We start from the raw sequence: 24,950 nt of genomic DNA, 5'->3' as shown, positions 1-24,950 counted from the left end.
TTCTCGTAGGCCCGGGGATCAGAAATAACCTTCTTTCTTGCGGCGCTCCATAGAGGCCTCGGAAGTTTGATCGTCCATGCGGGTTGCGCCGCGCTCGGTAATGTCGGTCACCGCTGTTTCAGTAATGATTTCAGCTGGCGTGGCTGCAGTGCTTGCCACTGGGCAGGTGCAGGTAATGTCGCCCACAGTGCGGAAGCGCACTGTGCGCGTTGTGACAGTTTCACCGGCCTTGGGTTGGGTCATCTCGGTAACAGGCACCAACAAACCATTGCGCTCGATAATCTCGCGTTCATGGGCGTAGTAAATGTTGGGCAGTTCCAGCTTTTCGCGTTCAATGTATTGCCACACATCCAGTTCAGTCCAGTTGGAAATCGGGAACACGCGCATGTGTTCGCCGGGGTGAACGCGGGTGTTGTACAGGTCCCAAAGTTCAGGACGCTGGTTTTTTGGGTCCCATTGACCAAAGCCATCGCGGAACGAAAAAATACGTTCTTTCGCACGTGCTTTTTCTTCATCACGGCGTGCGCCGCCCATCAGTGCGTCAAAGCCAAATTCTTCCTGGGTCTCAAGCAGTGTGACGCTTTGAAACGCATTGCGTGAAGCGTCGGGGTGCGGCAGGCGAATGGTGCCCTTTTTGATGGAGCCTTCCAGTGAACGAACAATCAGTTCTTCGCCCAATTGCTTGGCTTTCCAGTCGCGAAATTCAATCACTTCCGGGAAGTTGTGTTCGGTGTCAATGTGCACCAGGGGAAATGGAAACTTGCCAGGGCGAAATGCTTTTTCCGCAAGGCGCAGCATCACGATGGAATCTTTGCCGCCTGAGAACAGCATGGCGGGACGTGCGCATTCCGCCGCGACTTCGCGCATGATGTAGATGGCTTCTGCTTCAAGCCAGTCCAGGTGGGACATGGTGTGTTTTTGCGTGCTCACTTGCGTGCTCATGATTTTTCTCAACTTGTAGATTCAGTGTGTTTCTTGAACTTATTTCTTTAAATTTGCGTTGTGCAAACCGCATTCCTTGCTGCTTGGGTCTTCCCACCACCAGCGGCCGGCGCGAATGTCTTCACCAATGGTGATTGCTCGAGTGCAGGGTTCGCAGCCAATTGAAGGGAAACCTTCGAAGTGCAGCTTGTTCACGGGCACCTCAAACTGGCGAACATAGGTCCACACATCGGCCTCGCTCCAATCCGCCAGCGGATTGAATTTTTCAATACCGCGGTCGGCATCGAATTCCCGCACAGGCAGTGCGGCGCGGGTCGCTGCCTGCGCCTGGCGTTGGCCGGTTACCCAGGCTTTTGCACCTTGAAGGGCACGCGCCAAAGGTTCTACCTTGCGAATACCGCAGCATTCTTTGCGCAGCGCCGTGCTCTCATAAAATGCATCGCGGCCTTTGGTGTTCACGTAGGTTTCAACAGCTTGCGCTTGTGGTTCAAACCACTGCACTGTTTGACCATACTTGGCTTGCAAGGCTGGGGCTACATCCAGGGTTTGCTGGTGCAGGCGACCCGTGTTCAGGCTGAATACGCGAATGTTTAGCTTCAAGCGTGCGATTACATCGAACAACACATTGTCCTCAGCCGCAAGGCTGCTGGCCAGTGCAATGTTGTCGAACTCTTGCGCGGCTTGGGTCAACAGGGTTTCCAGCGCCTGCACTTTGCCTGCGATGTCGGTGGCAGGCTGGTGGGGGCCACGAAACACAGCAATCACTTGCTCGAATGCAGCGTTGTTTTCAGGGCTTGCTTCAACACTGTGAAAGCGCGAAGTGTTCACTGCATTCATGCTTACGCTCCTGCCGCTGCAGCCCTGCGATTGAACACAGGCAGCGACCCATCGGCACTGGTTTGGTATGGAATGGTGAAATCGGAAAACGCATTCAATGCGTCTTCAAGCGACTTGCCTTCCTTGATGTCGAATTGCGTAAAGCCGCAACGCGCCAGGTAGAAAAACTGATCGCGCCAAATGTCGCCAAATGCGCGAATTTCGCCTTTGAAGCCATAGCGTGTGCGAAGCAATACTGCGCCTGAATAACCCTGGCCGTATTTGAACACCGGGAAGTTGAATGCAATCAGCTTGAGCACATTCACGTCGCCCTGCAATTGTTCCGGGTTGTCTTCGGGGTTCAGGTACACACCCAAATCGCCCGCTTCGGCGCGTGCAGTCAATTCTGCCTTGCTTGCTTCCCACACGGACAAGTGCACCAGCACTTTGCCCTCGGAGGGAACTGCCACAGGTGCTTCAGCCGTACCCACTTCAACAACCACAAATTCATCGGTAACAATTGCGGCTTCACCGTTTAACGGCTTAACAATAATTTGGCTCATTTATGCAGCCTCCTTGTTGGCGTACACGTGGTCTTTGAAGGGCTCGGCGCCAATGCGGTCAAGGGTGTCGATGAACAACTCATCTTCATGACGCTCGCGCACATACACTTCAAGCAGCTTTACCACCACACCGGGTACATCTTCGGCGTAAAACGATTTGCCGATCACCTTACCGATGGATGCCTCGTTTCCTTGGCGGCCGCCCAGCGTAACCTGGTACCACTCCTCACCGTTTTTATCGACACCCAAAATACCGATGTTGCCAATGTGGTGGTGACCACAGGAGTTGATACATCCCGAGATGTTCAAGCTGAGATCGCCCAAATCAAACTGGTAATCGAGGTTGTCCACGGCTTCCTGAATGCCCAAGGCAATCGGAATGGATTTGGCGTTGGCCAGTGAACAGAAATCACCGCCAGGGCAGGCAATCATGTCGCTGACCAAACCAATATTCGGCATGGCCAAATTGTGTTCTTTCAGGGTGCTCCACAACTCAAACAAATCTTGCTCAGCCACATCGGACAGTACAAAGTTTTGTTCGTGAGTCACACGCAGCTCACCGAATGAATACTGCTCGGCCAGGTCTGCAATCAAGTGCATTTCATCGGTGGTGGCGTCGCCAGGGGCGATACCAGGGCGCTTCAGTGAAATGCTGATGGCCACATAACCGGGCTGGCGGTGTTCACGTGCATTGCGGGTTAGCCAGCGGTCAAAGCCTACATGCTTGGCGCGCAGGCCACGGTTTTGCTCTGCAATGGTGGCCACCTGTTCAGCACTGAACTGCTCGTAGGCGGGGGCCGTGAAGAAAGATGAAACACGGTCAAATTCTTTCTGGGGAATCACCGACACACCACCTTTGATGTGCTGCCACTCTTCTTCAACCTGCCTGGAGAATTCTTCGGGGCCAATGGCACGCACCAGAATTTTGATGCGTGCTTTGTACAGGTTGTCGCGGCGACCATAGCGGTTGTACACGCGCATCACCGCTTCGATGTAGGTCAGCAGTTCCTGCCAGGGCAGGTCGTTCTTGATGACAGAGCCGATCACGGGTGTACGACCCAGACCACCGCCCGCCAGCACTTGGGCTACCACTTCGCCAGCAGCATTGCGGGTCAAATTCACACCAATGTCGTGCACTTGCACGGCAGCGCGATCTTCTGCTGCGCCATTCACTGCAATCTTGAATTTGCGGGGCAGGTGAGCGAACTCAGGGTGGAAGGTGCTCCACTGGCGAATCAATTCGCAGAATGGGCGTGGATCTACAAACTCGTCTTTCGCAATACCTGCAAACGGATCGCTGGTGGTGTTGCGAATGCAGTTGCCGCTGGTTTGAATGGCGTGCATTTCAACTTCAGCCAGTTCAGCAAGAATCGCAGGTACATTTTCCAGTGCAGGCCAGTTGTACTGAATATTCTGGCGCGTTGTGAAGTGTGCGTAGTTGCGGTCGTATTTGGCCGCAATATCGGCAAGCTTGTGCAACTGTTTTGCACCCAGCAGGCCGTAAGGAATGGCCACGCGCAGCATGGGCGCATGGCGCTGAATGTACAGGCCGTTTTGCAGGCGCAGGGGGCGGAACTCTTCGTCTGTCAGTTCATCCTTCAAAAAGCGCTCGGTTTGGTTGCGAAACTGAGCCACGCGTTCGCGTACAAGGGCGTGGTCGTAGTCGTCGTATTTGTACATTTACATCACCAGTTTTGCGGCCACGGCGGTGAGGGTCGTGGCCAATACCCCGCGCAAGAACTTTTCAGGCACTGCGCGACTTAAATAACTGCCCACCGTAATACCGGGAATGGACCCCAGCAACAGTGCGCCCAACAAACCAAAATCAACGGTGCCCAGGCTAAAGTGACCAAAGGCCGCCACAGTCGTAAGTGGTACCGCATAGGCAATGTCGGTACCCGCAATTTCAGAGGCTTTCAGGTGCGGATACAGCATGATCAGCACCATGGCGCCAATTGCACCGGCACCAATCGATGAAACGGTCACCAACATGCCGATGACTGTAAATGCAACCACGGTCGCGATAGTACGCGTTTTGTCTTGCAATTGGGCCTGTGGATGGTTTTGCAGCCAATGAACAATTTTTGTTTTGAAAATAAGCACGCCCACGGTCAACATCACGCAAATGGAAATGGACCAGCGAATAAACACGTCAATCGGGCTGCCCTTGCCGGCATTTTGAATGTCCAGGCCGTGCAGAATTGCAATCGTAACCAGCGATGCCGGTACACTGCCCAAGCAGGCCAGCCCCACAATTTTCCAGTTGACTGTGTTGCGCAAGCGGTGAACAACAGTACCTGCACCCTTTGTAATGGCTGCGAATGCCAGGTCAGTGCCAACTGCGGTGGTGGCAGGAATGCCAAACAACACGGTCAGCAAGGGTGTCATCAAGGAGCCGCCCCCAACGCCGGTAAGGCCGACCAGAAGGCCGACCGCCAGGCCAGAAGCTACGTAGACTAAATTGATGTCGAAAGGCACGTGAAAGCTCGATGAAAATGGTTTTTTGGGACTTGAAGTGTAAGCGCTAGCCCTTATAATTCAAACGATAGTATTTCCATTTATATATTCCCCTGTGGAATAAAGGGTTTTTATGAACTTGCATCAGCTTCGATTCGTTCGGGAAGCGGTTCGCCATGACTTCAGCTTGACCGATGCGGCCAAAGCGCTGTTCACCTCTCAGCCAGGTGTGTCCAAGGCAATCATCGAATTTGAAGAAGAGCTGGGTTTTCAGATTTTCAAGCGACACGGCAAGCGTATTAAAGGTTTAACGCCTCCCGGTGAATTGGTGTACCAAGCCTGTGAGCGCGTATTGGCCGAGCTTGAGAACATCAAGCGTGTAGGCGAAGAATTTGCAGCGCGCGAGAGCGGGCAGTTGACCGTGGCCGTGACCCACACACAGGCACGCTACGTTTTGCCACAGGCGGTGGCTACTTTTCGCAAGAAATTCCCGAAGGTGAAGCTGATTTTGTTGCAGGGCACCCCCGAGCAACTGGCCCAGTGGGTGCGTAAAGACCAGGCCGACTTGGCTGTGGCCACCGAGGCTTTGGCCGATGAGCCTGACTTGGTGACATTTCCCTGTTACGACTGGGGCCACATTGCGGTGGCGCCCACCGACTCGCCCCTGTTAAAACCTTTTGCATCGGGCGGGCGGCAAATTGCGCTGGCTGATTTCGATCAAATGCCTATCATCACCTATGAAACCCATTTTGCGGGCCGCAAGAAAATTGATGCAGCGTTTCAGAAGGCTGGGGTGAACATTGACCTGGTGCTTGAGGCCATTGATGCGGACGTGATTAAAACCTACGTGGGATTGGGTTTGGGCGTGGGTATTATTGCTGAAGTAGCTTTTGATGCGTTGAAAGACAAAGGGTTGATGGCTGTACCAGTGGACCACTTGTTTGGCCGCAACACCACGCGAATTGCCCTGCGGCAAGGTGTGTTCATGCGCACGCTGATGTATGAATTCATTGCGGTGTTTGCACCGATGTTGACCCCGAAGCTGATAGACCGCGTGTTGGGTGGGGGGCAGGCGTACGACATTTGATGCGGGGTGGCTGATTTGCTCGGAGCGGTTTGTTTGATGACGCGTGTGGTTGATTTGCTCGGAGCGCAGTACCTGTTGCGACGGAAAATCTGTTGGCCCCAAGCTGAACCTCGCCTTGCCTGAAACCGCCCCTCGAAGAAGGCGGTCGGGGCGAGTTCAGGCCAGCCCGCCCAACGGCCTCGCAGCGCGAGGCGATTCCGCAAGGAATCGATGCAAAGGCGCTATTGCGCTTTGCATGACCCAAGCCAGGGGGTTAGTTGGGAGAACTCGGGCTGCGCCAAGGTCCGAATAGTGCAGCTGTGCGGCTTGTTACTGAGCGCGACTGCGCCAAGGCCCGAATAGTGCAGCGGTTCAGCTTGCCACTAGATTCGCATGTGCTTGCGAACCACCTCAAAAACTCTCGATGTGTCCTGACTCTTCGGCCCATTGGCTACCAGTTCATCCAGCAGTTTTGCGGTTTTAAACAACAGCGGCAAATGCAAACCCTGCTTCTTTGCAGCATCGGCCACCATACGAACGTCTTTTGCATGCAGGTGCGCTTCAATGGAAACCGGGTCAGTGAAACCTTTCACCATGTGGGGTCCAGCCCAATCCAACACACGGCTCGCGGGTAAGCCCGCTTGCAACAGCTCAAGTACCACGCTCAATTCAGCACCTTGCTCCAGTGCGTAATTCATGGCTTCGGCAATGCCTACCAATTGAATGCATAGTGCCATTTGATTGGCTGCTTTGATGGCCTGACCCGCGCCGGACGGCCCCACATGTCGAATGGTTTTGCCCAAGTGTTTCAGCATGGGCTCGATCTGATTGAAGGCTGCCAAATCCCCACCCGCCATCATGCTCAAGGTTGCAGCACGCGCGCCCGCAGCGCCGCCGGAAACGGGGCAGTCAATGTAATCAACGTTCCGAGACTTCAAGTGGCGCGCAATGTCAGCCACGGCGGCCGCGTCTATGGTACTGAAATCCACAATGATTGATCCGGGCTGTGCATGTTGCGCAATACCGCCGTCGCGAAACAGCAGCGATTGAACATCCGCGGTGTTGGTGACATTTAAAGCAAGCAGGCGGGTGCCTGCACACAAGGCTGCAATACTGGGTTGCGCAACAAGAGGGATGTCAGCCAGTGCTTCGAGGGTAGACGCGTTACGCGCCCAGGCCAGCACGGTGTAGCCCGCGTTGCAAAGGTGGCCCGCCATGGCGGACCCCATATTGCCAAGGCCTATGAAGCCAATGGTTTTGGGTGTTGGGGATGTTGAGTTCATCCCCGGATTATAGTCAGCGTCAGTGGGTTTGCATGCTCGGGTTTTCAGCAGTGTGCAGATCGCTTAAGCGGCAATATTGCAGTTCGCCGGTGTGCAGCTGAACCAGTACTGGGTGGCTGGTTGAAATCCAGCGGCCAAACTCGGCAATGTTGTAGGCGATCACCGTGGCAGGCGCTGTGTTCAGCAGTACTTCAGCGCCTACTTTGAACAACCTCGCGGTTTGGCGAAGTGTACGTTTGCGCATCAGGGTTTGACCATCGGGGTAACGCGGCCCAAGTGAACCTGCGGCGTTGGAGTAGGCGATTGTGAGGGGCATTCTTGCCTCCAGGCTGGTGTGTACAACTTAGTTATACGGCACCAGCCTGAAAAGCAGTTTACCGAACATGGGGGGATAACCCGTTCAGTTTCTAGCGCTGTCTTAGTGAGATGGCAACAGCAACTGGTTCTGAATCAGCATGAACAACTCACTGTTCGGGTCGGCAATGCTGTCGCAAATGCTGAAATGATCGGCATTCACCTGCAACGGTGGGTTCAGACCCCAGTGCGACGCCAAATAAGCGCTTTGTTCCTTGAAGGCATCCGTTTCTTTGGTGCCAAAGGCCAGGTGCACGGGAATGGTGGGCTTGGGCATCAATGCCGGGCTGACCATGCGGGTGCGTTTCTGATTCAGCTTCAGGTCTTTCTGAATGAAGGGTGTGTGCACCAAGGGGCTCAAATCGTAAATGCCCGAAATTGCGATCACCGACTTCACCACGTCTTGGGGCAGGTCAGAGGCCCACAGGGGCCAAAACGCCAGCGCGCTCATCACGCCCAAATGCCCTCCGGCAGAATGTCCGCACACCACAATTTGGTTGGCATCAAAGCCAAAGCGGTCCGCCTGGCGATAGAGCCACTCAATGCCGCGTAAGGTTTGGCGAACACTGTCTTCAATGGTCACGCGTGGAATCAGGCCGTAATTCAGCAGTGCCACCGAGTAGCCACGGGCCACATACGGCTTGGCCAAAAAGGTGAAGTCGTATTTGTCCAGCGAACGCCAATAGCCGCCATGGATGAAAATCAACAGCGGCTTGCCGGGTTTGCCAGGAATGACATCCACGGTTTCTGCTTCCGATTCGCCGAAATACTGATTCCAGAACCCATCCAGATCAAAACGGGCGTAGCGGGACTGTTCAGCCCAGCGAGCAAAGGTTTTGGGGTGATCGGGCAGGTAAGAGCGGACGTTGTACTGGCTCTCGAGCCAAGCCACGTCGGGCTGGTTCTCGCCACTTTGGGCTTTTGTGTCGGCCATATGGCAGTGCAAAAATGTGTGTTTAGGTTGTTGGGCAGAATAAATTCGTGACACAACATACCGTAAAGGGACCAAAAAGTCCAATTTTCATGCCAATTTCGCGGTTGATTAAACACAATGGCAATAATTTTGTGCTTACAATGAAAAGTTCAGCGTTTTAGTCGAATGCTTGCCCAACACGCAAGCGCTGCAAAGCCCACCACCGCAGCGGCCATGGGCAGGGCAGTATCGTCGTGCACCACTGAAACAGCCCAACTGGCCAATCCCCCCAAACCAAATTGCGCACAGCCATACAGGGCCGAAGCTGCCCCGGCATTTTTGGGATGTTTGCTCAACAACTGTGCCGTGGTGTTGGGTGCAACAAACCCCAGTGAACCCACACACAGCAAAAAGCCAACTACCATCAATCCCAAATTCCCACTGGTCGTGCCTGCATGCCAGGCGCTGGCCAATACCACGAGAGCACCGAGCAAACCCAAGGCAGAACCGACTTTAATGAGCGGTGTGGTGCCTGTGCGTTTCACCAAACGTGTGGAGGCATAGCCAAAACCAATCAATGTCAATACGTTTGAGCCAAACAGCACAGCATATGTTTTTTCACTCAAACCAAAAAACTCGATGTACACAAATGGCGTGCCAGTGATGTAAGCGAACATGGCGGCAAAGTGCGCTCCACCTGCAATGATCAGCAGGCGTGCATCGCTGTGTTGACATACCGTCAAATATCCCCGGAAGGCCAGGGAAATGGAAGTTTGGCTGTGGGTTTGACTTAATGTTTCGGGCAGCAACAGGTAGGCGGCGACCGTGCACGCTGCACCAAACAGCGCCAAGGAGAGGAATTCATAACGCCAGGAACCCAGTTCCAGAATGTAGGCCCCCAAAAGTGGCGCAATCATGGGGGCGATCGAAGTAACCATGGCAATCATGGCCATGACCCGGGCTGAATCGGTTTCGCCAAACAGGTCTCGAATAACAGCACGCGAAATGACAGCTGCTGCGCCGCCGCCAAAAGCCTGAATCAGGCGAAACAGCAAAAGTTGTTCAATGCTTTGAGCCAACATGCAGGCCACGCTTGCAACGACGAATACACTGGTGCCGGCGAAGATCATTCGCCTGCGGCCAAACCGGTCGGAAAGTGGTCCATAAAAGAGCATACCCATGGCAAACCCGGCCAGAAACACAGTCACTGTTTGTTGAACACGCCCTGCTGGTGCCTGTAGTTCGTTGCCGATTGCCGAAAGGCTGGGCAAATAAAGATCAATCGCCAGTGGGGCGAATGCGGCCAGTGCAGCCAGCAGGAAAAACATGGGGCGGTTAATCAAGACCGGGTTCCGTTTTCTGGGTAATTCGGCATTGTACGCGTTGCGCAGCGCACCATTGAGTAAAGCAATTTGACAGAGCGCGTTTACCTATTTATGGTCATGATCATGTAGCCAGTTCGGTTTATGGGGTGCAGTATGGAATTCACGTCGCTCGATCTTGCCCGAATTCAGTTCGCGGCCAACATCACCTTCCACATCTTGTTTCCAACCATCACCATCGGCCTGGGCTGGGTGATGTTTTATCTGCGCTTGCAGCATGTACGCACCGGAAAAACCGAATGGGAGCAGGCCCATTATTTCTGGACAAAAATTTTTGCGCTGACTTTCGCCATGGGCGTGGTGTCTGGCATCACCATGAGTTTTCAGTTTGGCACCAACTGGCCGGGCTTTATGGAAAAGACCGGAAATATCTCCGGCCCCCTGCTGGGCTACGAGGTGTTGACCGCTTTCTTTTTGGAAGCAACTTTTTTGGGCGTGATGCTGTTTGGTAAACAACGTGTGTCGCCCAAGGTTCATTTGTTGGCGACTTTCTTGGTGGCTTTTGGCACCACCTTGTCGGCCTTCTGGATTCTGGTGCTGAACAGCTGGATGCAAACCCCGCAGGGTTTCGAAATTATTGATGGCCAGATGCACGCCACCAATTGGCTGGAAATCATCTGGAACCCATCTTTCCCGTATCGCTTCACGCACATGTTGCTGGCCAGCGGCTTGACTGTGTTCTTTGTGATTGCGGGCGGTAGCGCACTTCAAATTCTGCGCAAACGTGAAAAGCCTTTCACTCGCCACATGTTGAAGCTGGGAGTTTATGGCGCAGCAGCACTGATTCCTGTCCAGATTTTTGTGGGCGATTTGCATGGTTTGAACACCTTGAAACACCAGCCTGCCAAAGTGGCTGCCATGGAAGGTGTGTGGGAAACCGAGAAGGGTGCACCACTGCTGTTGTTTGCCATTCCTGACAGCGAAGCGCGCACCAATCATTTTGAAATTGGCATACCGAAAATGGCCAGTTTTATTTTGACGCACGACTTCAACGGCGAAATCAAAGGGCTCAATGATTTCCTGAATACCCACCCCCCGGTAGGGCCTGTGTTTTATTCCTTCCGGGTCATGGTGGGCATGGGTGTATTGATGCTGCTGGTTTCTTGGGCGTCGGTATGGGCTTTCCGCAAAACCGGCCCAGTGCTTGAAAACAAAACCCATCGACTAATATTGACGGCTTTGATGTTCATGATGTTCTCGGGCTGGGTGGCCACCGTGGCGGGTTGGTGGGTCACTGAAATTGGTCGCCAGCCTTACGTGGTGTATGGCGTGTTGGGTACTGCCGATGTGGTGGCTCAACACCCGCCCCAATTGCTGGCTTTCACGGTGTTGTTGTACATGGCCATGTACATTGGGCTGATTATTTCGTACGTGTGGGTGTTGCGGTACATGCTGCTGGGTGGCATTGGCTCGTCGAAGAAAGTCAATTGGGGCGGTGCAGCACCGGCCACCACGCCCGCTGACAAACTTCGCCGTGAACAATAAAAGGGGTGCCTGCCATGACATTCAATGAGTTTTTACCTTTGCTTTTCATGGGTGTAATGGGTTTGTCCCTGTTGATTTACGTGGTGCTGGATGGGTACGACCTGGGCGTAGGCCTGCTGTTGCCCCATGCGACCGACGACGAAAAAGACACAATGATCAACTCTATCGGCCCGTTCTGGGATGCGAATGAAACGTGGCTGGTGCTGGGCGTGGGCGTGCTGCTGGTGGCCTTTCCCAAAGCCCACGGTGTGGTGCTCACGGCCTTGTACCTGCCTGTTACTTTCATGCTGCTGGGCCTGGTGTTAAGGGGAGTGGCATTTGATTTCCGGGTAAAGGTGGATATTGCCTACAAGCCTTTGTGGAACCGGATTTTTTTCATTGGTTCACTGGTTACGTCGGTTTCGCAAGGCTGGATGCTGGGTAGCTACATTACGGGCTTCTCGAACCATTGGTCCCAATTGGTGTTCAATTTGGGCGTGGCCATTACCTTGCCTTTTGCGTACACCTTGTTGGCCAGTGGTTGGTTGATCATGAAAACGGAAGGCGATTTGATTGAAAAATCCCGCCGGTGGGGGCGAATCAGTTTTTGGCCCATGCTGGCTTCAATCGCTTTTATTTCGGCCATGACCCCTTTGGTGGTGCCTGAAATTTTTGACAAGTGGTTCAGCTTCCCCAACATTGTGGCGCTGGCACCCATTCCGATCGCATCGATGTTGTGCCTGTGGGGCATTCACCATGTGCTTGGCAGTCAACGTTTGATGGACGCTGGCTACGGCTGGATGGTGTTTGCACTCACTGCGGGTGTCATGACCTTGGCCTTCATGGGTCTGGCCTACAGTCAGTATCCGTACGTGGTGCTGAATCAGCTAACCGTGTGGGAGGCTGCTTCTTCCCCCGAAGCATTGAAGATTATTCTGGTGGGTGTGGTGATCACTTTGCCAACCATCCTCGGGTACACTGCGTTTTCTTACAAAGTGTTCTGGGGCAAGGCCAAAGAACTGTCTTATCAGTAACAGCGCAGCTTTCATGCTGTGACAACGCACCGAAGGAATTTGTTGAAATGAGCATCAGGCAACTGAGCAATGAGGTCGCAGTGTGCGGCCAAATCAGTCCGGAAGATTTGGAAGCAATCGCTGAACTGGGCTTTAAAACGATTGTGAATAACCGGCCCGACCACGAGGTGGGCGCTCAACTGGCCCACTCAGTCATTGAAGCCAAGGCGAAAAGCCTGGGCCTGGCCATTCACTATTTGCCCATGGAAGTGGGGCAACCCCCCTCGGAAGTGCTGCTTGAGGACTTCAAACGCATTCTGGATGCAGCGGAAAAACCGGTTTTGGCTTACTGCCGCAGCGGCAATCGTTCCGGCCAAATTTACATGGGTGCCTGTGCCCTGAAATGAGCAGGCTTTTCACCTAGTGGTCTTTCCGGTTGTCAGCTTGATTCGCTGGCATGGCCATGGCCAGCTCGCGAATCATTCGCACGGTGTCAATGTCTGCTGCGCGATAAGCCTGCTTTCGAATCTCGTCCACGTCGTGTGACGACACCTCGGGGCCACCCTGGCTGACTGGCGCATCGCTGACCTGGTACTGAAACCGCAGCCACAGTTCACCCGATTCAGGTTCTTCAATCGAAATGGTCAGTGTGCTGTCGCCGCAAAACTGATTCGCTAAAATGCGGGTCTTGGTACGGTCTTCTTCGATCAGCTCAATGGTGTCTTCAATTTGAAAGGGGCCGTAATTGAGCACGCGTGCAAGCGTGGTGACATTGCCTTGTTGACTGGTTTGCATCACTTGCGCGTCTTCGAGGCCGAGCACGAAGCGGGTGGGTTTCCAGGCCCGTGCAACCAAACCAAACCAGAGTTGTTGCCGTGTTAACCAGTCAATACCAGGCAAGCTTGGGTCGTTGATCTGCACCAAATGTTCAAATTTCATGAAGGGGGTCCTGTGATACACAGACAAGGTACTACAAAACGTTACTCCGATTCCACCAGCTTCAACGGGGTGGTTTATTTGGTTGAAGTGCCTTCCACCGAGGAAGGGGATATTCAGGCCCAAACCCGAGACCTGTTGAATAGCCTGGAGCGCACGATGGCGGGTGCCGGCACTGACAAAAGCCATTTGCTATTGGTTCAGGTTTATTTAACCAATATGGTTCGCGATTACGAGGGGTTCAATGCCGTGTGGGACGCTTGGTTGCCCGAAGGCACCGCGCCTTCGCGCGCGTGTGTAGAGGTGAAAGGGTTGGCCAAGCCAGGCTGGAAAGTCGAGCTGGTGGTGACGGCAGCGGTGAATCCGGATTTACTGGCTTAACAAACGCAGGCGTTGTTGAAGTACTCGCAAGTTGGTTTTTAAGTGCTCGATTGACTTTGCTGCGGGTAGCTGGTTTTGAGTCAACTGGTTTTCCAGTTGCTGAATAAAGTCAGCAAACGCAAGCTCCCCCACCAATTTGCAATGCCCTTTCAGTGTGTGCAGCGCTCGTTTGGCCTCAGGAAAGTTTTCGGCCAAAAGCTGTTTTTCGGTGTCATCTGCAAGTTGCGGAATTTCAGCCGCAATCATGTCTATGGTTGTTTTCAGCAATTCTTTGTCATGGTCAAAGTTTTGCATTGGAATTGGCGACACATTGAATTTCAGGCGTGCAAGCACTGCTTCAATGTCGCTGCGCTTGAATGGTTTTGAAATGTACTCGCGCATGCCTGCAGACATGCAGGCCTCGCGGGTGTCGGCAATCGCATCGGCTGTCAACCCAACAATCGGCAGGTTTTTGTGCTGTGGTTTGGCAAGAATTGTACGGCATGCTTCAAGCCCGCCCATATTGGGCATGTGCATGTCCATGAACACCATATCAAACCTCTCCTGTTCCACAGCTTGCACGGCTGCCAAACCATCATCTGCAAAGCGATAGGAGATACCGAGCTGGGTCAGCACATGCGAAATGAAGGTTTGGTTCACCATATTGTCCTCTGCCACCAATACACGCAGGCCGGTGGAGGCGTGGCCAAACTCAGGGGCGGCAGGGTTGTTGTTCGAGGTCATATCGACAGGCAGTGTTTCATTTTCAGTGGTTTTTTGTTCTTCGACGATCGGCAGCTCCAGTGTAAAGCTGAATTCACTGCCAATGCCTTCTTCAGACCAGAGATGTATCCGACTATTCATCAATTCAAGCAAGCGCTGGGTAATCGTCAAGCCCAGGCCCGTGCCGCCATACTTGCGCGCCGTGCCAGGCTCTGCCTGAGAAAACGCCTTGAAAATCTCGGTGCGGGCTGACTCAGAAATTCCCATGCCAGTATCGCGCACTGCGAAATGAATTTTGCTTTTGATTTTTGAGTGTTTATCGGATCCCTGTTTTGCAGTAACTGTCAGGCTGACTTGGCCATGCTGGGTAAACTTCAGCGCATTGCTCAGCAGGTTGTTCAGCACCTGCATAATTCGCGGACAATCGCCAAACAGCCAGTGCGGAATGGCGGGATCAATGTCGAGCACGGTTGCAACACTGGGTTTGGCGTAGGCACTGGACACCATTTTCACCATGGCTTGCACATTGGGGCGCAACTCGAAGGGTTGAGGGTCCATGTCCAGGCGATTGGCGTCGATCTTTGAAAAATCCAGAATGTCGTTGACCACCCTTAACAGGTGCTCGGCGCTGAGTTGAATCAGTTCCAGATTGCGGCGCGGTTTTTCGGCCAGTGCGCTGTTGCTCAAGGTAACCTCAGTCAGTCCCAGTATGCCGTTCAAAGGTGTTCGGATTTCATGGCTCATGTTGGCCACAAACTGCGACTTCAAGTCATTGGATTTGTCGGCTTTCAGTTTGGCAGCTTCCAGTGCCCGGTTCTTTTTTCTCAGCGTGACCGATGCCCAATTCAACGTGTGGTGCAGCATGGCCAGCTCTCGGGAAGTGGGGGAGGTAGCTTGCTCAATACCCTGGTCTTTCACCATACGCTGTGCAAAATCGGTGAGCGCATTCAATTCAAGAATGGTTTTGCGGATGAAAAGCCACAAGGCCAGGGCGGCTGGAAAAATCAGAATGACAGCCAGCAGAATATTGCGCTCTATGAGTTCGGACTGGCGGGTCTGTAGGGGAGTCAAATCAAACTCCAGCACCACATGACCGATCAGTCGCCCCGATTCAATCGGTTCAATCACGGTCAGGTGGCGTTCGCTGCTGAGCAACTGCGTGTGTAGATCGCGTTTGTCCACATGCAAGCGAGCAACATCGTAGCGGGGGGACAGGCGCTGGGTGTTCGAATCGCGCAAAACCTGGGCCAATACTTGACCATCGGCGGAAACCACAGTGGCTGAATACAGGTCTTTGAATCCATTGGCCTTCAGTAACAAGGTTTCAATAATGGCAAAGTCTTTTTCAAGCAAATGGCTGTTGCTTGAAACTGCAATGTTGAACGCGAGGGCTGTGGCTTGTTGATTGAATACGCCTTGCAATTCATTGCGCTGGGTTTTGGTGTTAAACCAGGTAAATGCCAGCGCAAGCGTCAACACCAAACCAATGCCCAACACCAACAGTTTGGTGCCCAGGCTGGGATGAGTGATGGTGTGAAAAGACGGTTTCAATTGGAAAGAAATGCTTCAAGTCCGAGGTTTTCAAGTGGTTTGTAATCTTTGAAATAATCGGCCCGCACAGGGTTGGGCATTTGAATGTCTTCACCCACCTGTTTGTGTGTTTTGATGTGTCCCAAAATAGCGGCCGCAATTGCTTCCCGGGTGGAGGCATCTACGCGAGGGTGCGCTGCAATCGGGTGAGGTGGTGCGGGTGGGGTTTCGTAAATCACCTTGACCTTCTGTTGAAGCTCAGGCGTTTCTGCCAGTAGCGTGGCGTTGACCATGCCACCAGCTTGCCCTTCACCACGTACCACGCCACGAATGACATTGGAGTGTGTCTTTACATATTTGGTGGTGAATTCCAGTCCCTTCTCCCGTTTTAGCAAGGCACGCATATACAGCGAAGCACCGAATGCATTGGGTGATGGAAAAAGCAGGGTTTTGCCGTTCAACTCGCTGAGTTCTTTGATGCCATCGTGGGCACTGCCAGTTGTTGCAACCAGAATGCCGGTCAATGGTTTGCTGTCCCGAATGAGCGGTGTGTAGCCTTGTGCCTTTTTGGCCATCACCATGTGATAAGGGTTGCAGTAAATCAACTCGGCTTGTCCAGCCTTGAACTGGCTCTCAAACTCGGTAATGTCTTTTGCGAAAACCAGTTCGATTTCTGGGAGACCGTCTTTCTTCAACCCATCCAGTAATTTGCTCCAGGTAGCATGAATTTCAGTGGCTGGGAATTGCGGAACCACCAAGAGACGAAGAGTTGAATTCTTTTCTGCGCTATGCGCAAATTGCCCTGCAGTCAATCCAAACAGTGTGACAATACAAGGCAATATTGTGCGGGCGATGAAAGCCGAGAAAGTGGGCATGATGTATAAATGTTAAATTAATTGGTAATTAATATTTTAAGATTTATTGGTTTCATCGAATCATGAAAACAAGCATTGATTTACCCGGTATTTCAAAGGTGTTGAATGGCAAAGCCCGTATTGCTTGAATCCGCACATGCGGTGGGTGTGTTCGATTCAGGTGTTGGCGGCCTGTCCGTGCTGAAAGCGATGTTGAATCACTTGCCGGCCGAGCGCTTTCAGTTCGTGGCCGACGAACGGCATTTGCCCTATGGCGACAAACCGCAACATGAAATTACTGACCGTGTATTAACCCTGTCCAATTGGCTGAGAAACCAGGGTTGTAAAGCCATGGTCATGGCCTGCAACACCGCCACTGCCGCAGGTGCAAACCAGGCACGCGCTGCCCATGCGAACTGGCCGATTGTGGGCATTGAGCCTGCAGTCAAACCCGCCAGCATGCTGACCAAAACGGGCGTGGTGGGTATTTTGGCAACCACCAACACGGTGGCCAGCGAACGGTTTAAGGCTTTGGTTGAAAGGTTTGACCCCATGGCCAAGGTAATTGCACACCCGTGCCCGGGGCTGGTTGAACTGATCGAACAATCACCCATGCCCGAGCCTGCTATTGAGGCTTTGTTAAAGCCCATGGTAGCCGAGTTGCTTCAAAAACAGGCCGACGTCATTGTGCTGGGTTGCACGCACTACCCTTTTGTTGCACATCTCATTTCAAAACTGGCTGGCCCCGGCGTGGCCGTAATCGAGACTGGTTTGCCAGTGGCCAAGCAGTTAAAAACACGTCTGGAAAGCGAGCGCTTGTTGAATATGGGCAACGAACATGTGCCTTTGCTTGAGCGTGTGAGTTTTTTTACAACAGGTCAACCCGAGTCTTTCAAGACAAAGCTGGTGAATTTGTTGGGCAGTGATTGGCGCAATGCCCATGTGCAGCAGTTGGATGTTTAACTGGCCATCATTTGTGCCACTTGTACAAACTGTTGGGGTGCAATTTCCTCGGCGCGCGCGGTAAGTGCGATGCCCGCAGCGTTTGCCATGTGTTCAGGTACCACATTGGCCCAGGTGTTGCGTAACATTTTGCGGCGTTGTGAAAAAGCAGTGCTGACCACCCGACTAAAAATTTCACCAGGAATTGCCGCACGTTCATGCGCGGGTTTTGGCACCATTCGAACGATTGCTGACATGACACGGGGTGGTGGGTCGAAGCACTCGGGCGGCACATCAAACAAATGGTCCATGTCGTAGTAGGCCTGCAACATCACCGACAATCTGCCGTAGTCGCTGGTTTTTGGGGCAGCGACCATGCGATCTATTACTTCTTTTTGCAACATGAAGTGCTGGTCAATCACCCGGTCGGCTACTTCAAGCAAAGCAAACAAGATGGGCGAGGAAATATTGTAGGGCAAGTTGCCCACCACGCGAAAAGGCGCGGGAAGTTGCCCGAAGTCAAATTTCAACACATCCACTTCGTGAACCGTGAGCTTGTCTTTCCAGCCACCGGTTCGAAGTTTCTCTGCCAGGTCCCGATCAATTTCAATCACCTGCAGGTGATTCACTGCCTTGAGTAGCCAGAATGTCAGCGCACCCAAACCGGGGCCAATTTCAACCAGCGTGTCGTCTGCACGCGGTCGCATCTCACCGATCAGGTTTGACAACACACTTTGATCGGTCAAAAAGTGTTGGCCAAATCGTTTTTTTGCTTGATGTTTCATTGCGCGTTCCTGCGGCAAAGGTCCATGTGGTGCGCGCATTCTATCGCTTCGTTCAGGCTGCCCGCATCCATGTTCCGGGTACCGGCCAGGTCAAGCGCGGTGCCGTGGTCAACCGAGGTTCGAACAATAGGCAAACCCAGCGAAATGTTCACACCTTGACCAAAACTTGCATGCTTTAGTACGGGCAAGCCCTGGTCGTGAAACATGGCAAGCACCGCATCGCTGTTTTGCAGGTATTTGGGTTGAAACAGGGTGTCGGCGGGAAAGGGGCCTTGCACATCGTGCCCCTTCGCTTGCAAGGCTCGGATGGTCGGTGTGATGGTGTCAAATTCCTCATTCCCCAGGTCGCCTGATTCGCCAGCGTGCGGATTCAGCCCAGTCACCAGAATTCGGGGTTTTGGCAAACCCCAGTACAGGCGTAGATCGTGAAGCATGATTTCAAGCGTGCGGGTGAGGCTGTCCCGGGTAATTGCTGCTGGTACCTGGGCCAGTGGAATGTGGGTGGTGGCCAGTGCTACCTTCATTTGACCGCCCATCAGCATCATGACGACATCGCTTTGCCCACATCGTTGCGCCAGGTACTCGGTGTGCCCCATAAAACCCGGCCAGTGCGGGCTGATTGCGGATTTCTGAATGGGAGCGGTCACCATGGCCGCAGCGGTGCCATTCTGGCAAGCATCGCAAGCCAGGTTCAACAGGCCCAGCACATAGGGTGCATTGGCCGGGTTGGGTTTGCCGGTGATGCAGGGCGCTGAAAGGGGGTGATCAAGCAGAAAATAACCAGGCGCTTCATCATCGCTGGCTGTAATTTCCCGCAGCGAATTGATGCGTTGCCATTTGGGTTCAATGCCCGCGTTTTTTGCGCGTGTCTCAAGCAGATCGGCATCGCCAAGAATGACCAGCGAACGGTTTAAACGTTTGGCTTGGCTAGTTTCGGCCAGCAAGGCGCACAGTTCTGGCCCTATCCCGGCAGGTTCACCGCTGGTGACAAGGATAGGTAGGTTGTTGGCCTTGCTCATTCCTTGGTAATTAAAGGCGAATTTCGATGAAGGTGGCGTCGCGCAGTTGGCGCAACCATTCCTGATAGCTTTCCTCTGATTTACTGGCACGGATTGCCTGGCGTGCGGCCTGGCGCTGGCGTTCTTCAGAGGCCGCCTGCTGGCGACGTTCTACCACCTGAATAATGTGGAAACCAAAACGGCTTTGGAATACCGGGCTTACCCCCCCAATCCCAAGCTGGTTCATCTCGCGTTCAAATTCCGGTACGGTGTCGCCTGGGTACAGCCAACCCAAATCGCCGCCTTTCGCGGCAGAGCCATCTTGCGAATAACGCTTTGCCAAAGCATCGAACGTAGCAGCGCCACCTTGCAGCTGTTCCAGTGCAAAATTCAGTCGGCGTTTTGCCTCTGCTTCGGTAATGTCGGGGCCTGGGCGAATCAGGATGTGTCGGGCCCGGGTTTGCGTCACAGGTGTATTGTCCAGCGCTGCACCGCTTTCGCGACGCTCAAGCACTTTCAACACGTGAAAGCCATTGGGGCTGCGAATGGTTTGCACGGCATTCAATTGCGCCTTGGACAGAAATTCAGTGAACAAGGTAGGCACAGCATCAAAACCGGACCAACCCATTTGCCCAGTCCCGTCAATGGCCAGCTCGGGATTGGCTTGCACAATGGCTTCCACCGTTTTTCCGTCTTTCAGAGCTTTTTCAATGGTCTCAACTTTGGTTCTCGCCTGGTTCAGCGTTGCACCACTGGCGTCACTCGGGGCTTTGACCAGCAACTGTACCCAATTCACCTCGGGTTGATTGGCTGCAGCGCCCCCTTTGGTGCGGGCAGCCAGGTAATTTTGAATTTCTGCATCCGACACCTGAATGCGGGCTTCCACTTCACGCTCGCGCAGGCGACCCAAGGTGATTTCGCTGCGGACTTCTTCGCGGAAGCGGGCGGGGGAAACGCCTTCCTCCTGAAGGCGTGCCAGAAAGTCTTCGAGAGACAAACCGTTCTGGTCGGCCACACGGGCCATGGCGGCTTCAATTTGGGCTTCCTCAATCCGAATACCCACCTCTTCAGCTTTCTGAAGTTGAGCGCGGTCCATCACCATGCGATCAAGCACCTGTTTGCGCAATTCGATCCGATCGGGAAGGGGCGCGCCGCGGCGACTCATCTGGCGTTCAATCAGGGCCACTTGTCGGTTCAATTCGCTGCGGGTAATGATGTCGGTGTTCACCACGGCAACAATGCCGTCGATTGTTGCTGCGCCTGAACCATTGCTGGCCCCGAGTTCTGAACTCAGCTTGCCGGCCGGCAGATTGGACGTTGGTGCCTTGATACCCTGTGCCTGCGCATGGCCAACGGCCGCCAAGGCGGAGATTGCGAATAACCAGTGTTGAATGTGCTTCATGTTCATAACTTATTGGGTGCTTGGTTGGGTACTTAACGGGTGCTCATTGGGTGGCTTGCGAGGATGAGAAAGGCGTGTACCCAGGCACCTTTCTGGACAACAGGTCGGCCGGGTTAGACCCCAAACGACCCAATCCATTGAGTTCGAGCTGAACAAAGAGAGAGGTGGTCTCCAGCAACGGTGCAGTCGCAAATCGTTGCGCAATCACTCGCACTGCCCAGCAACCTTCGCCATATTCCAGACCAGCCACGCCTTCAATCAAACGATTGTCCAGCATGGAGTAGTTTAAACGACCCACGCCGCTCCAGCGGTCAGAGATGGGCCATTGGCCTGAAATGTCGAACTGATCAATTTGCGCGCGGGTATAGCGATACCCAAAATTCAGTTGTTTACCCAGTGAAGGCGCATAGCTGACGGTGACATTGCCGCGTTCATGGCGTCCGCTTTCTGCATTCAGCTGCGTGGTCGCGTCCAGGAATACCGACTGGCTGATTCGGCCCCGTGCATTCGCAAAAAAGTCGGAGTCACTTGTGGTTGGCGCTTCAAAGCCCTGCAAAATAACACGTGGCGTGCTCAGGTTCAGACGTTGCCCGCCAGTGACGCTGAACAACTCTTCGCTGGTGGCCTCGTCGTAGAAGCGACTGGTCACAGCCAGTGTCAGCTGGTTCGCATCGCCCACCCGGTCAAGCCCCGAATACCTGTTCTCGGCGAAAATCCGCGTCAGACTTTGATCCGTCACCGAGGTGTCGAAAATAGGCTGATCGGATTGGTCCTTGAATGGCGTGTACAGATAAAAAATTCGTGGTTCCAGGGTTTGATTCACATTGCGACCGAAAAAGCTTGTTTTGCGGTCGAAGTAAACCGTGCTGTCCAGCGAAACCGTTGGAATCACGCTGCCTGGTGCTGCGGGTGACCCGGGTGTTTGGCCCTGCAAATCGTAGTTGGTGGCTTGCACCGAGACCGCGGGCGTGAATGAGAATTCGGACCGTTGTATGGGCATGAAAACCCTGGCGCGCGTTACACCGCGTGAGCCTTCAACCCGTGCGGGTGCGGAGGAGGGCCTTGCAAAGTCGGTGTACTGCCCGCTCACTGACACAAAGGCATTGGCCTGGCCAATTCGGGTTGGGCTTAATTCAAGTGTGGCCTCTGGCAAACGGTCATATGGCTCAGCGATCACATCGTTGAATAACTGCAATGTTTGATGAGCCACGGTGCGCACGTTGGCGCTCCAGTTTTTCTGACGGTACGAGACGAAGCCTTCTTGAACCAAAACACGTTGGGAGGCCACTGCCTGAGTCCGGGAGAAGTCAACAAAGTAATTGTCATCCGACACCTGGTTGAAATTTATGCCTGCATACAAAGGACCTTTTTCGTATTTGTGCAGCAAGGACAAAGCAGTGCGGTCTGTGCCTGTTTTCTCGTCATCCGGCAGGTAATCGTATTTAAGTTCGCCTTCGTTGCTTGGCGTCAGGTAACGGGTTTGTGTACCCAATTGGAAACCCCGGCCCGAGATGATTTTCGGGTACAGGGTCATGTCTTTGTCTGGAGCAATATTCAGGTAGTACGGGACTGTCACTTCAAGTCCGCTGTTGGACACAGTGCCAAACGAGGGTGGCAGAAATCCGCTTTTGCGCCTGTCGGTGGTGGGGAACGAAAAGTACGGTGCGCCCAATATGGGCACGTCCTGAAATACCACCTTCGCGCCACGGGCACGACCCACTTCAGCAGCCTGGTCAATTTCCAGCGAATCGGCAGTGATATACCAATCACCTTGATCCGCGGCACCAGGGTTTGGCACATCGCATACCGTGTAGTTCGGGTTTTCAAGCGTCAGCGTTGAAATACCGTCGTACTGCATTTTGTCGGCCCGACCCTTGCCGTTAATTTCCTTCAGCTCGAAGGTGGGTTTGGTCATTTCGCTTTCGCCGGTGCCCAGCTTTACAGAGCCCTCGGGGGCTTTCAGTATCATGCCTTCCTGCTCAATCACCAGGTTGCCCTTGGCCGTAGCACGGTCAGTAATGGGCGAATAATTGATTGAGTCGCTAAATAATTTCAGCTTGTTGCGCCGAACTTCAACATTGCCTTCCAGAAAGGTTTCCTCGGCGCTGTTGCCGTAAAGGCGGTCGGCAGAAATGTAAGTGGCCTCGTCCTCAGGTATCGGGTTGCGCACACCCAGCAGTCCACCGTCAATCTTCAGGCGGGTGGGGGACTCGGCCTTGGGTGGTGTGGCGCCTGTGGTTTGGGCAAGCGCGGGTGCGCCCAGACAGAACAAAGCAAATGCGATGGCTGTGGGGCGTGTGGGCACTGAGTGCACTTGCGGTGATTTTTTGCTTTTCTTCAAGCTGGGTATGTACTCAAATAGGTGACGGATCGATCAAGCGCCATAGGATCCTACTATTATAGGCAACTAACTACAAATTAAAGAGATTGGACGGTTTGATGAGCGCCTTGCGTCAAGAAATGTTGAAAAAATGGCTGACAGGCCTGAATGAGTTCGAGTTTGACCTGCAAACCTTGCAGGCTGCTTCCAGCGATGCCAGCTTTCGCCGGTATTTTCGGGTTGGCGAAGCCAATAACGTGCGAACCCTGATTGTGATGGACGCCCCACCTGACAAAGAAGATGTTCGCCCATTTGTGCATGTGGCGGGTTTGCTGCGGGATGGGGGTTCCAGAGCACCCCAGGTATTGGCGCAAAATCCGGAAGAAGGTTTTTTGCTGCTGGAGGATTTCGGCAATACGACCATGTTGCAGGGGCTGAACACTCAAGCTGAACAGAAAGACGCCTTTTACATGCAGGCACTGCATGACCTGGTGCAGTTGCAAGCCAACACCCGCACCGAAGGCATACCCGCTTACGGTGCCGACAAATTATTGCAGGAAATGAATTTGTTCGATGAATGGTATGTGGGCAAGCACTACGGTGTCGAGCTGACCGATCAGGAACGCAACTGGCTTGAGAGCATCAAAGGCATGCTGATTCAAAGTGCTTTGTCTGAACCCCAAGTGTTTGTCCACCGAGACTACCACAGCCGCAATTTGATGTTGATTAGCCAGGCGGGGGCAGCGCCCCAATTCGGTATTCTGGATTTTCAGGACGCTGTGAAAGGCCCGCTGAGTTACGATTTGGTGAGCATTTTACGCGACGCTTACATTGAATGGCCCGAAGCACAAACCCTGGACTGGACCGTGCGTTACTGGGAGGCTGCCCGCAAGGCTGGTTTGCCGATTTGCGAAGACCCTGGCGAGTTTTATCGCCAGTTCGATTTCATGGGTTTGCAGCGCCATTTGAAAATTCTGGGTATTTTTGCACGCCTGAACTACCGCGACGGCAAAGCCCAATACCTGAATGACCTGCCGATGGTGTTGCGTTATGTGCGCCTGGTGGCAGGCCGATATATCGCCTTCAAGCCCCTGTTGTTGTTGCTGGATCGCCTTGAAAACAAGGCAGTGAAAGTGGGATACACGTTTTAAATGAAGGCGATGATATTGGCCGCAGGGCGTGGCGAACGCATGCGCCCCTTGACCGACCTTTGTCCCAAACCCTTGTTGCCTGCGGCCGGCAAACCTTTGTTGCAATGGCAAATAGAGGCCTTGGCGGCGGTGGGTATTACCCGCATTGTGATCAACCACGCCCATTTGGGCCACCAAATTGAAAGCCACTTTGGCGATGGTTCAGCCTTTGGGGTGCAGCTAAGTTATTCAGCCGAGGCCACCGCGCTTGAAACCGCAGGCGGTATTCGCAAAGCCTTGCACCATCTTGGCAATGAACCGTTTCTGGTGATCAATGGTGATGTGGCTTGCGACTGGCCCTTGGCTCGGGCTTTACAAATTGCCAGTGAATGGCCGCAGGGCCAGTTGGCTCACTTGGTGATGGTGCCCAATCCGCCGCACCACCTGGCAGGTGATTTCGCATTGCTGGGCAGCGCAGTCAAACAGCCTGAACCGGGCGAGACCGCATTCACATTTTCCGGGATTGGTGTGTATCACCCGAGTTTATTCAGCAAGCTCAAGGTTGACGAGGTCGCAAAACTCGCTCCCCTGTTGCGCCAAGCCATGGCAGCAGGCAAAGTACAAGGTGAGTTATTCAACGGCTTCTGGATGGACATTGGAACACCAGAACGGCTTGAAGAACTCAACCAACGATTGAATTCAGCAAGGAAGCATTAG

At 53.5% G+C, this 24,950-nt stretch carries 24 protein-coding genes; 8 read left to right on the top strand and 16 right to left on the bottom strand.

From position 1 onward, the window contains the following. Positions 1 to 18: 18 nt before the first annotated feature. Genes cysD through HKT17_RS12145 form a run of 5 tightly spaced genes read right to left on the bottom strand, consistent with a single transcriptional unit; the run spans position 19 to position 4,799 of the window. Positions 19 to 942: a sulfate adenylyltransferase subunit CysD gene (cysD, locus tag HKT17_RS12165; RefSeq protein WP_105027150.1), complete on the bottom strand. Its 924-nt coding sequence runs from the start codon at positions 940 to 942 to the stop codon at positions 19 to 21. A 39-nt stretch (positions 943 to 981) separates the two neighbouring features. After that, positions 982 to 1,779 (bottom strand): phosphoadenylyl-sulfate reductase, encoded by a 798-nt coding sequence (locus HKT17_RS12160; protein ID WP_171100378.1) that lies wholly within the window; start codon positions 1,777 to 1,779, stop codon positions 982 to 984. A 2-nt stretch (positions 1,780 to 1,781) separates the two neighbouring features. Next, entirely contained in the window at positions 1,782 to 2,321 is a 540-nt protein-coding gene (locus HKT17_RS12155) for a DUF934 domain-containing protein (RefSeq protein ID WP_171100376.1), read from the bottom strand. After that, on the bottom strand, positions 2,322 to 4,001 hold the full coding sequence (locus HKT17_RS12150; RefSeq protein WP_171100374.1) for a nitrite/sulfite reductase: 1,680 nt from the start codon (positions 3,999 to 4,001) through the stop codon (positions 2,322 to 2,324). It lies immediately after the preceding gene. Continuing rightward, positions 4,002 to 4,799: a sulfite exporter TauE/SafE family protein gene (locus HKT17_RS12145; protein WP_240965803.1), complete on the bottom strand. Its 798-nt coding sequence runs from the start codon at positions 4,797 to 4,799 to the stop codon at positions 4,002 to 4,004. Between the two features lie 112 nt (positions 4,800 to 4,911). Here HKT17_RS12145 and HKT17_RS12140 point away from each other — a divergent pair, with 112 nt between their 5' ends. Continuing rightward, positions 4,912 to 5,865, top strand: a complete 954-nt coding sequence (locus HKT17_RS12140) for a CysB family HTH-type transcriptional regulator (RefSeq protein WP_171100372.1) — start codon at positions 4,912 to 4,914, stop codon at positions 5,863 to 5,865. Positions 5,866 to 6,227: 362 nt separating this feature from the next. Here the strand turns inward: HKT17_RS12140 and HKT17_RS12135 are convergent, their stop codons facing one another. From HKT17_RS12135 to HKT17_RS12120, 4 genes are all read right to left on the bottom strand, one after another. Continuing rightward, positions 6,228 to 7,127, bottom strand: coding sequence for an NAD(P)-dependent oxidoreductase (locus tag HKT17_RS12135; protein ID WP_171100370.1), 900 nt, complete (start codon positions 7,125 to 7,127; stop codon positions 6,228 to 6,230). 19 nt (positions 7,128 to 7,146) lie between these two features. Then, positions 7,147 to 7,443: a hypothetical protein gene (locus HKT17_RS12130; RefSeq protein ID WP_171100368.1), complete on the bottom strand. Its 297-nt coding sequence runs from the start codon at positions 7,441 to 7,443 to the stop codon at positions 7,147 to 7,149. Between the two features lie 102 nt (positions 7,444 to 7,545). Continuing rightward, entirely contained in the window at positions 7,546 to 8,415 is an 870-nt protein-coding gene (locus tag HKT17_RS12125; protein ID WP_008252055.1) for an alpha/beta hydrolase, read from the bottom strand. Between the two features lie 149 nt (positions 8,416 to 8,564). After that, positions 8,565 to 9,737, bottom strand: a complete 1,173-nt coding sequence (locus HKT17_RS12120; protein WP_171100366.1) for a multidrug effflux MFS transporter — start codon at positions 9,735 to 9,737, stop codon at positions 8,565 to 8,567. Between the two features lie 135 nt (positions 9,738 to 9,872). Here HKT17_RS12120 and HKT17_RS12115 point away from each other — a divergent pair, with 135 nt between their 5' ends. The 3 genes from HKT17_RS12115 to HKT17_RS12105 are packed head-to-tail and all read left to right on the top strand — an operon-like array spanning position 9,873 to position 12,660. Continuing rightward, positions 9,873 to 11,261: a cytochrome ubiquinol oxidase subunit I gene (locus tag HKT17_RS12115; protein ID WP_171100364.1), complete on the top strand. Its 1,389-nt coding sequence runs from the start codon at positions 9,873 to 9,875 to the stop codon at positions 11,259 to 11,261. Positions 11,262 to 11,275: 14 nt separating this feature from the next. Then, positions 11,276 to 12,274: a cytochrome d ubiquinol oxidase subunit II gene (locus HKT17_RS12110; protein WP_171100362.1), complete on the top strand. Its 999-nt coding sequence runs from the start codon at positions 11,276 to 11,278 to the stop codon at positions 12,272 to 12,274. 47 nt (positions 12,275 to 12,321) lie between these two features. Further along, positions 12,322 to 12,660, top strand: coding sequence for a protein tyrosine phosphatase family protein (locus HKT17_RS12105; protein WP_008252062.1), 339 nt, complete (start codon positions 12,322 to 12,324; stop codon positions 12,658 to 12,660). Between the two features lie 13 nt (positions 12,661 to 12,673). Here the strand turns inward: HKT17_RS12105 and HKT17_RS12100 are convergent, their stop codons facing one another. Continuing rightward, positions 12,674 to 13,192: an SRPBCC family protein gene (locus HKT17_RS12100; RefSeq protein WP_171100360.1), complete on the bottom strand. Its 519-nt coding sequence runs from the start codon at positions 13,190 to 13,192 to the stop codon at positions 12,674 to 12,676. A gap of 12 nt (positions 13,193 to 13,204) precedes the next feature. Here HKT17_RS12100 and HKT17_RS12095 point away from each other — a divergent pair, with 12 nt between their 5' ends. After that, the gene (locus HKT17_RS12095; RefSeq protein ID WP_240965802.1) at positions 13,205 to 13,570 is read left to right on the top strand and encodes a RidA family protein; all 366 of its coding nucleotides are present in this window, start codon (positions 13,205 to 13,207) and stop codon (positions 13,568 to 13,570) included. On the opposite strand, the gene HKT17_RS12090 is transcribed toward HKT17_RS12095, so the two are convergent. Further along, the gene (locus HKT17_RS12090) at positions 13,559 to 15,823 is read right to left on the bottom strand and encodes a response regulator (protein WP_171100356.1); all 2,265 of its coding nucleotides are present in this window, start codon (positions 15,821 to 15,823) and stop codon (positions 13,559 to 13,561) included. The two genes, HKT17_RS12095 and HKT17_RS12090, sit on opposite strands and share 12 nt — an antisense overlap. Continuing rightward, positions 15,820 to 16,677, bottom strand: coding sequence for a phosphate/phosphite/phosphonate ABC transporter substrate-binding protein (locus tag HKT17_RS12085; protein ID WP_105027139.1), 858 nt, complete (start codon positions 16,675 to 16,677; stop codon positions 15,820 to 15,822). The genes HKT17_RS12090 and HKT17_RS12085 overlap by 4 nt, the downstream gene beginning before the upstream one ends. A 105-nt stretch (positions 16,678 to 16,782) precedes the next feature. Here HKT17_RS12085 and murI point away from each other — a divergent pair, with 105 nt between their 5' ends. Beyond that, positions 16,783 to 17,619 (top strand): glutamate racemase, encoded by an 837-nt coding sequence (gene murI / locus HKT17_RS12080; RefSeq protein ID WP_171100352.1) that lies wholly within the window; start codon positions 16,783 to 16,785, stop codon positions 17,617 to 17,619. On the opposite strand, the gene rsmA is transcribed toward murI, so the two are convergent. From rsmA to HKT17_RS12060, 4 genes are read right to left on the bottom strand one after another with little or no spacing between them, the layout of a single operon-like run. After that, a complete protein-coding gene (rsmA, locus tag HKT17_RS12075) occupies positions 17,616 to 18,383 on the bottom strand; it encodes a 16S rRNA (adenine(1518)-N(6)/adenine(1519)-N(6))-dimethyltransferase RsmA (RefSeq protein ID WP_105027137.1) in 768 nt (255 codons plus the stop codon). The genes murI and rsmA overlap by 4 nt on opposite strands. Continuing rightward, complete coding sequence (gene pdxA / locus HKT17_RS12070) at positions 18,380 to 19,402, bottom strand: 4-hydroxythreonine-4-phosphate dehydrogenase PdxA (protein ID WP_171100350.1); 1,023 nt, start codon at positions 19,400 to 19,402, stop codon at positions 18,380 to 18,382. The genes rsmA and pdxA overlap by 4 nt, the downstream gene beginning before the upstream one ends. Positions 19,403 to 19,412: 10 nt before the next feature. Continuing rightward, entirely contained in the window at positions 19,413 to 20,783 is a 1,371-nt protein-coding gene (locus HKT17_RS12065) for a peptidylprolyl isomerase (protein WP_171100347.1), read from the bottom strand. Positions 20,784 to 20,826: 43 nt separating this feature from the next. Next, positions 20,827 to 23,124: an LPS-assembly protein LptD gene (locus HKT17_RS12060; protein ID WP_171100345.1), complete on the bottom strand. Its 2,298-nt coding sequence runs from the start codon at positions 23,122 to 23,124 to the stop codon at positions 20,827 to 20,829. Between the two features lie 98 nt (positions 23,125 to 23,222). Between HKT17_RS12060 and HKT17_RS12055 the strand changes: the two genes are divergently transcribed. Together HKT17_RS12055 and murU are read left to right on the top strand one after the other, a co-directional pair. After that, positions 23,223 to 24,254, top strand: a complete 1,032-nt coding sequence (locus HKT17_RS12055) for an aminoglycoside phosphotransferase family protein (protein WP_171100343.1) — start codon at positions 23,223 to 23,225, stop codon at positions 24,252 to 24,254. Continuing rightward, positions 24,255 to 24,950 carry an N-acetylmuramate alpha-1-phosphate uridylyltransferase MurU gene (gene murU / locus HKT17_RS12050; protein ID WP_171100341.1) on the top strand — a complete coding sequence of 232 codons (696 nt, stop codon included), beginning with the start codon at positions 24,255 to 24,257 and terminating at the stop codon, positions 24,948 to 24,950.

The organism is Limnobacter sp. SAORIC-580 (assembly GCF_013004065.1).
Taxonomy (GTDB): Bacteria; Pseudomonadota; Gammaproteobacteria; order Burkholderiales; family Burkholderiaceae_B; genus Limnobacter; species Limnobacter profundi.
This window is presented reverse-complemented; position numbering and strand designations above follow the sequence as displayed.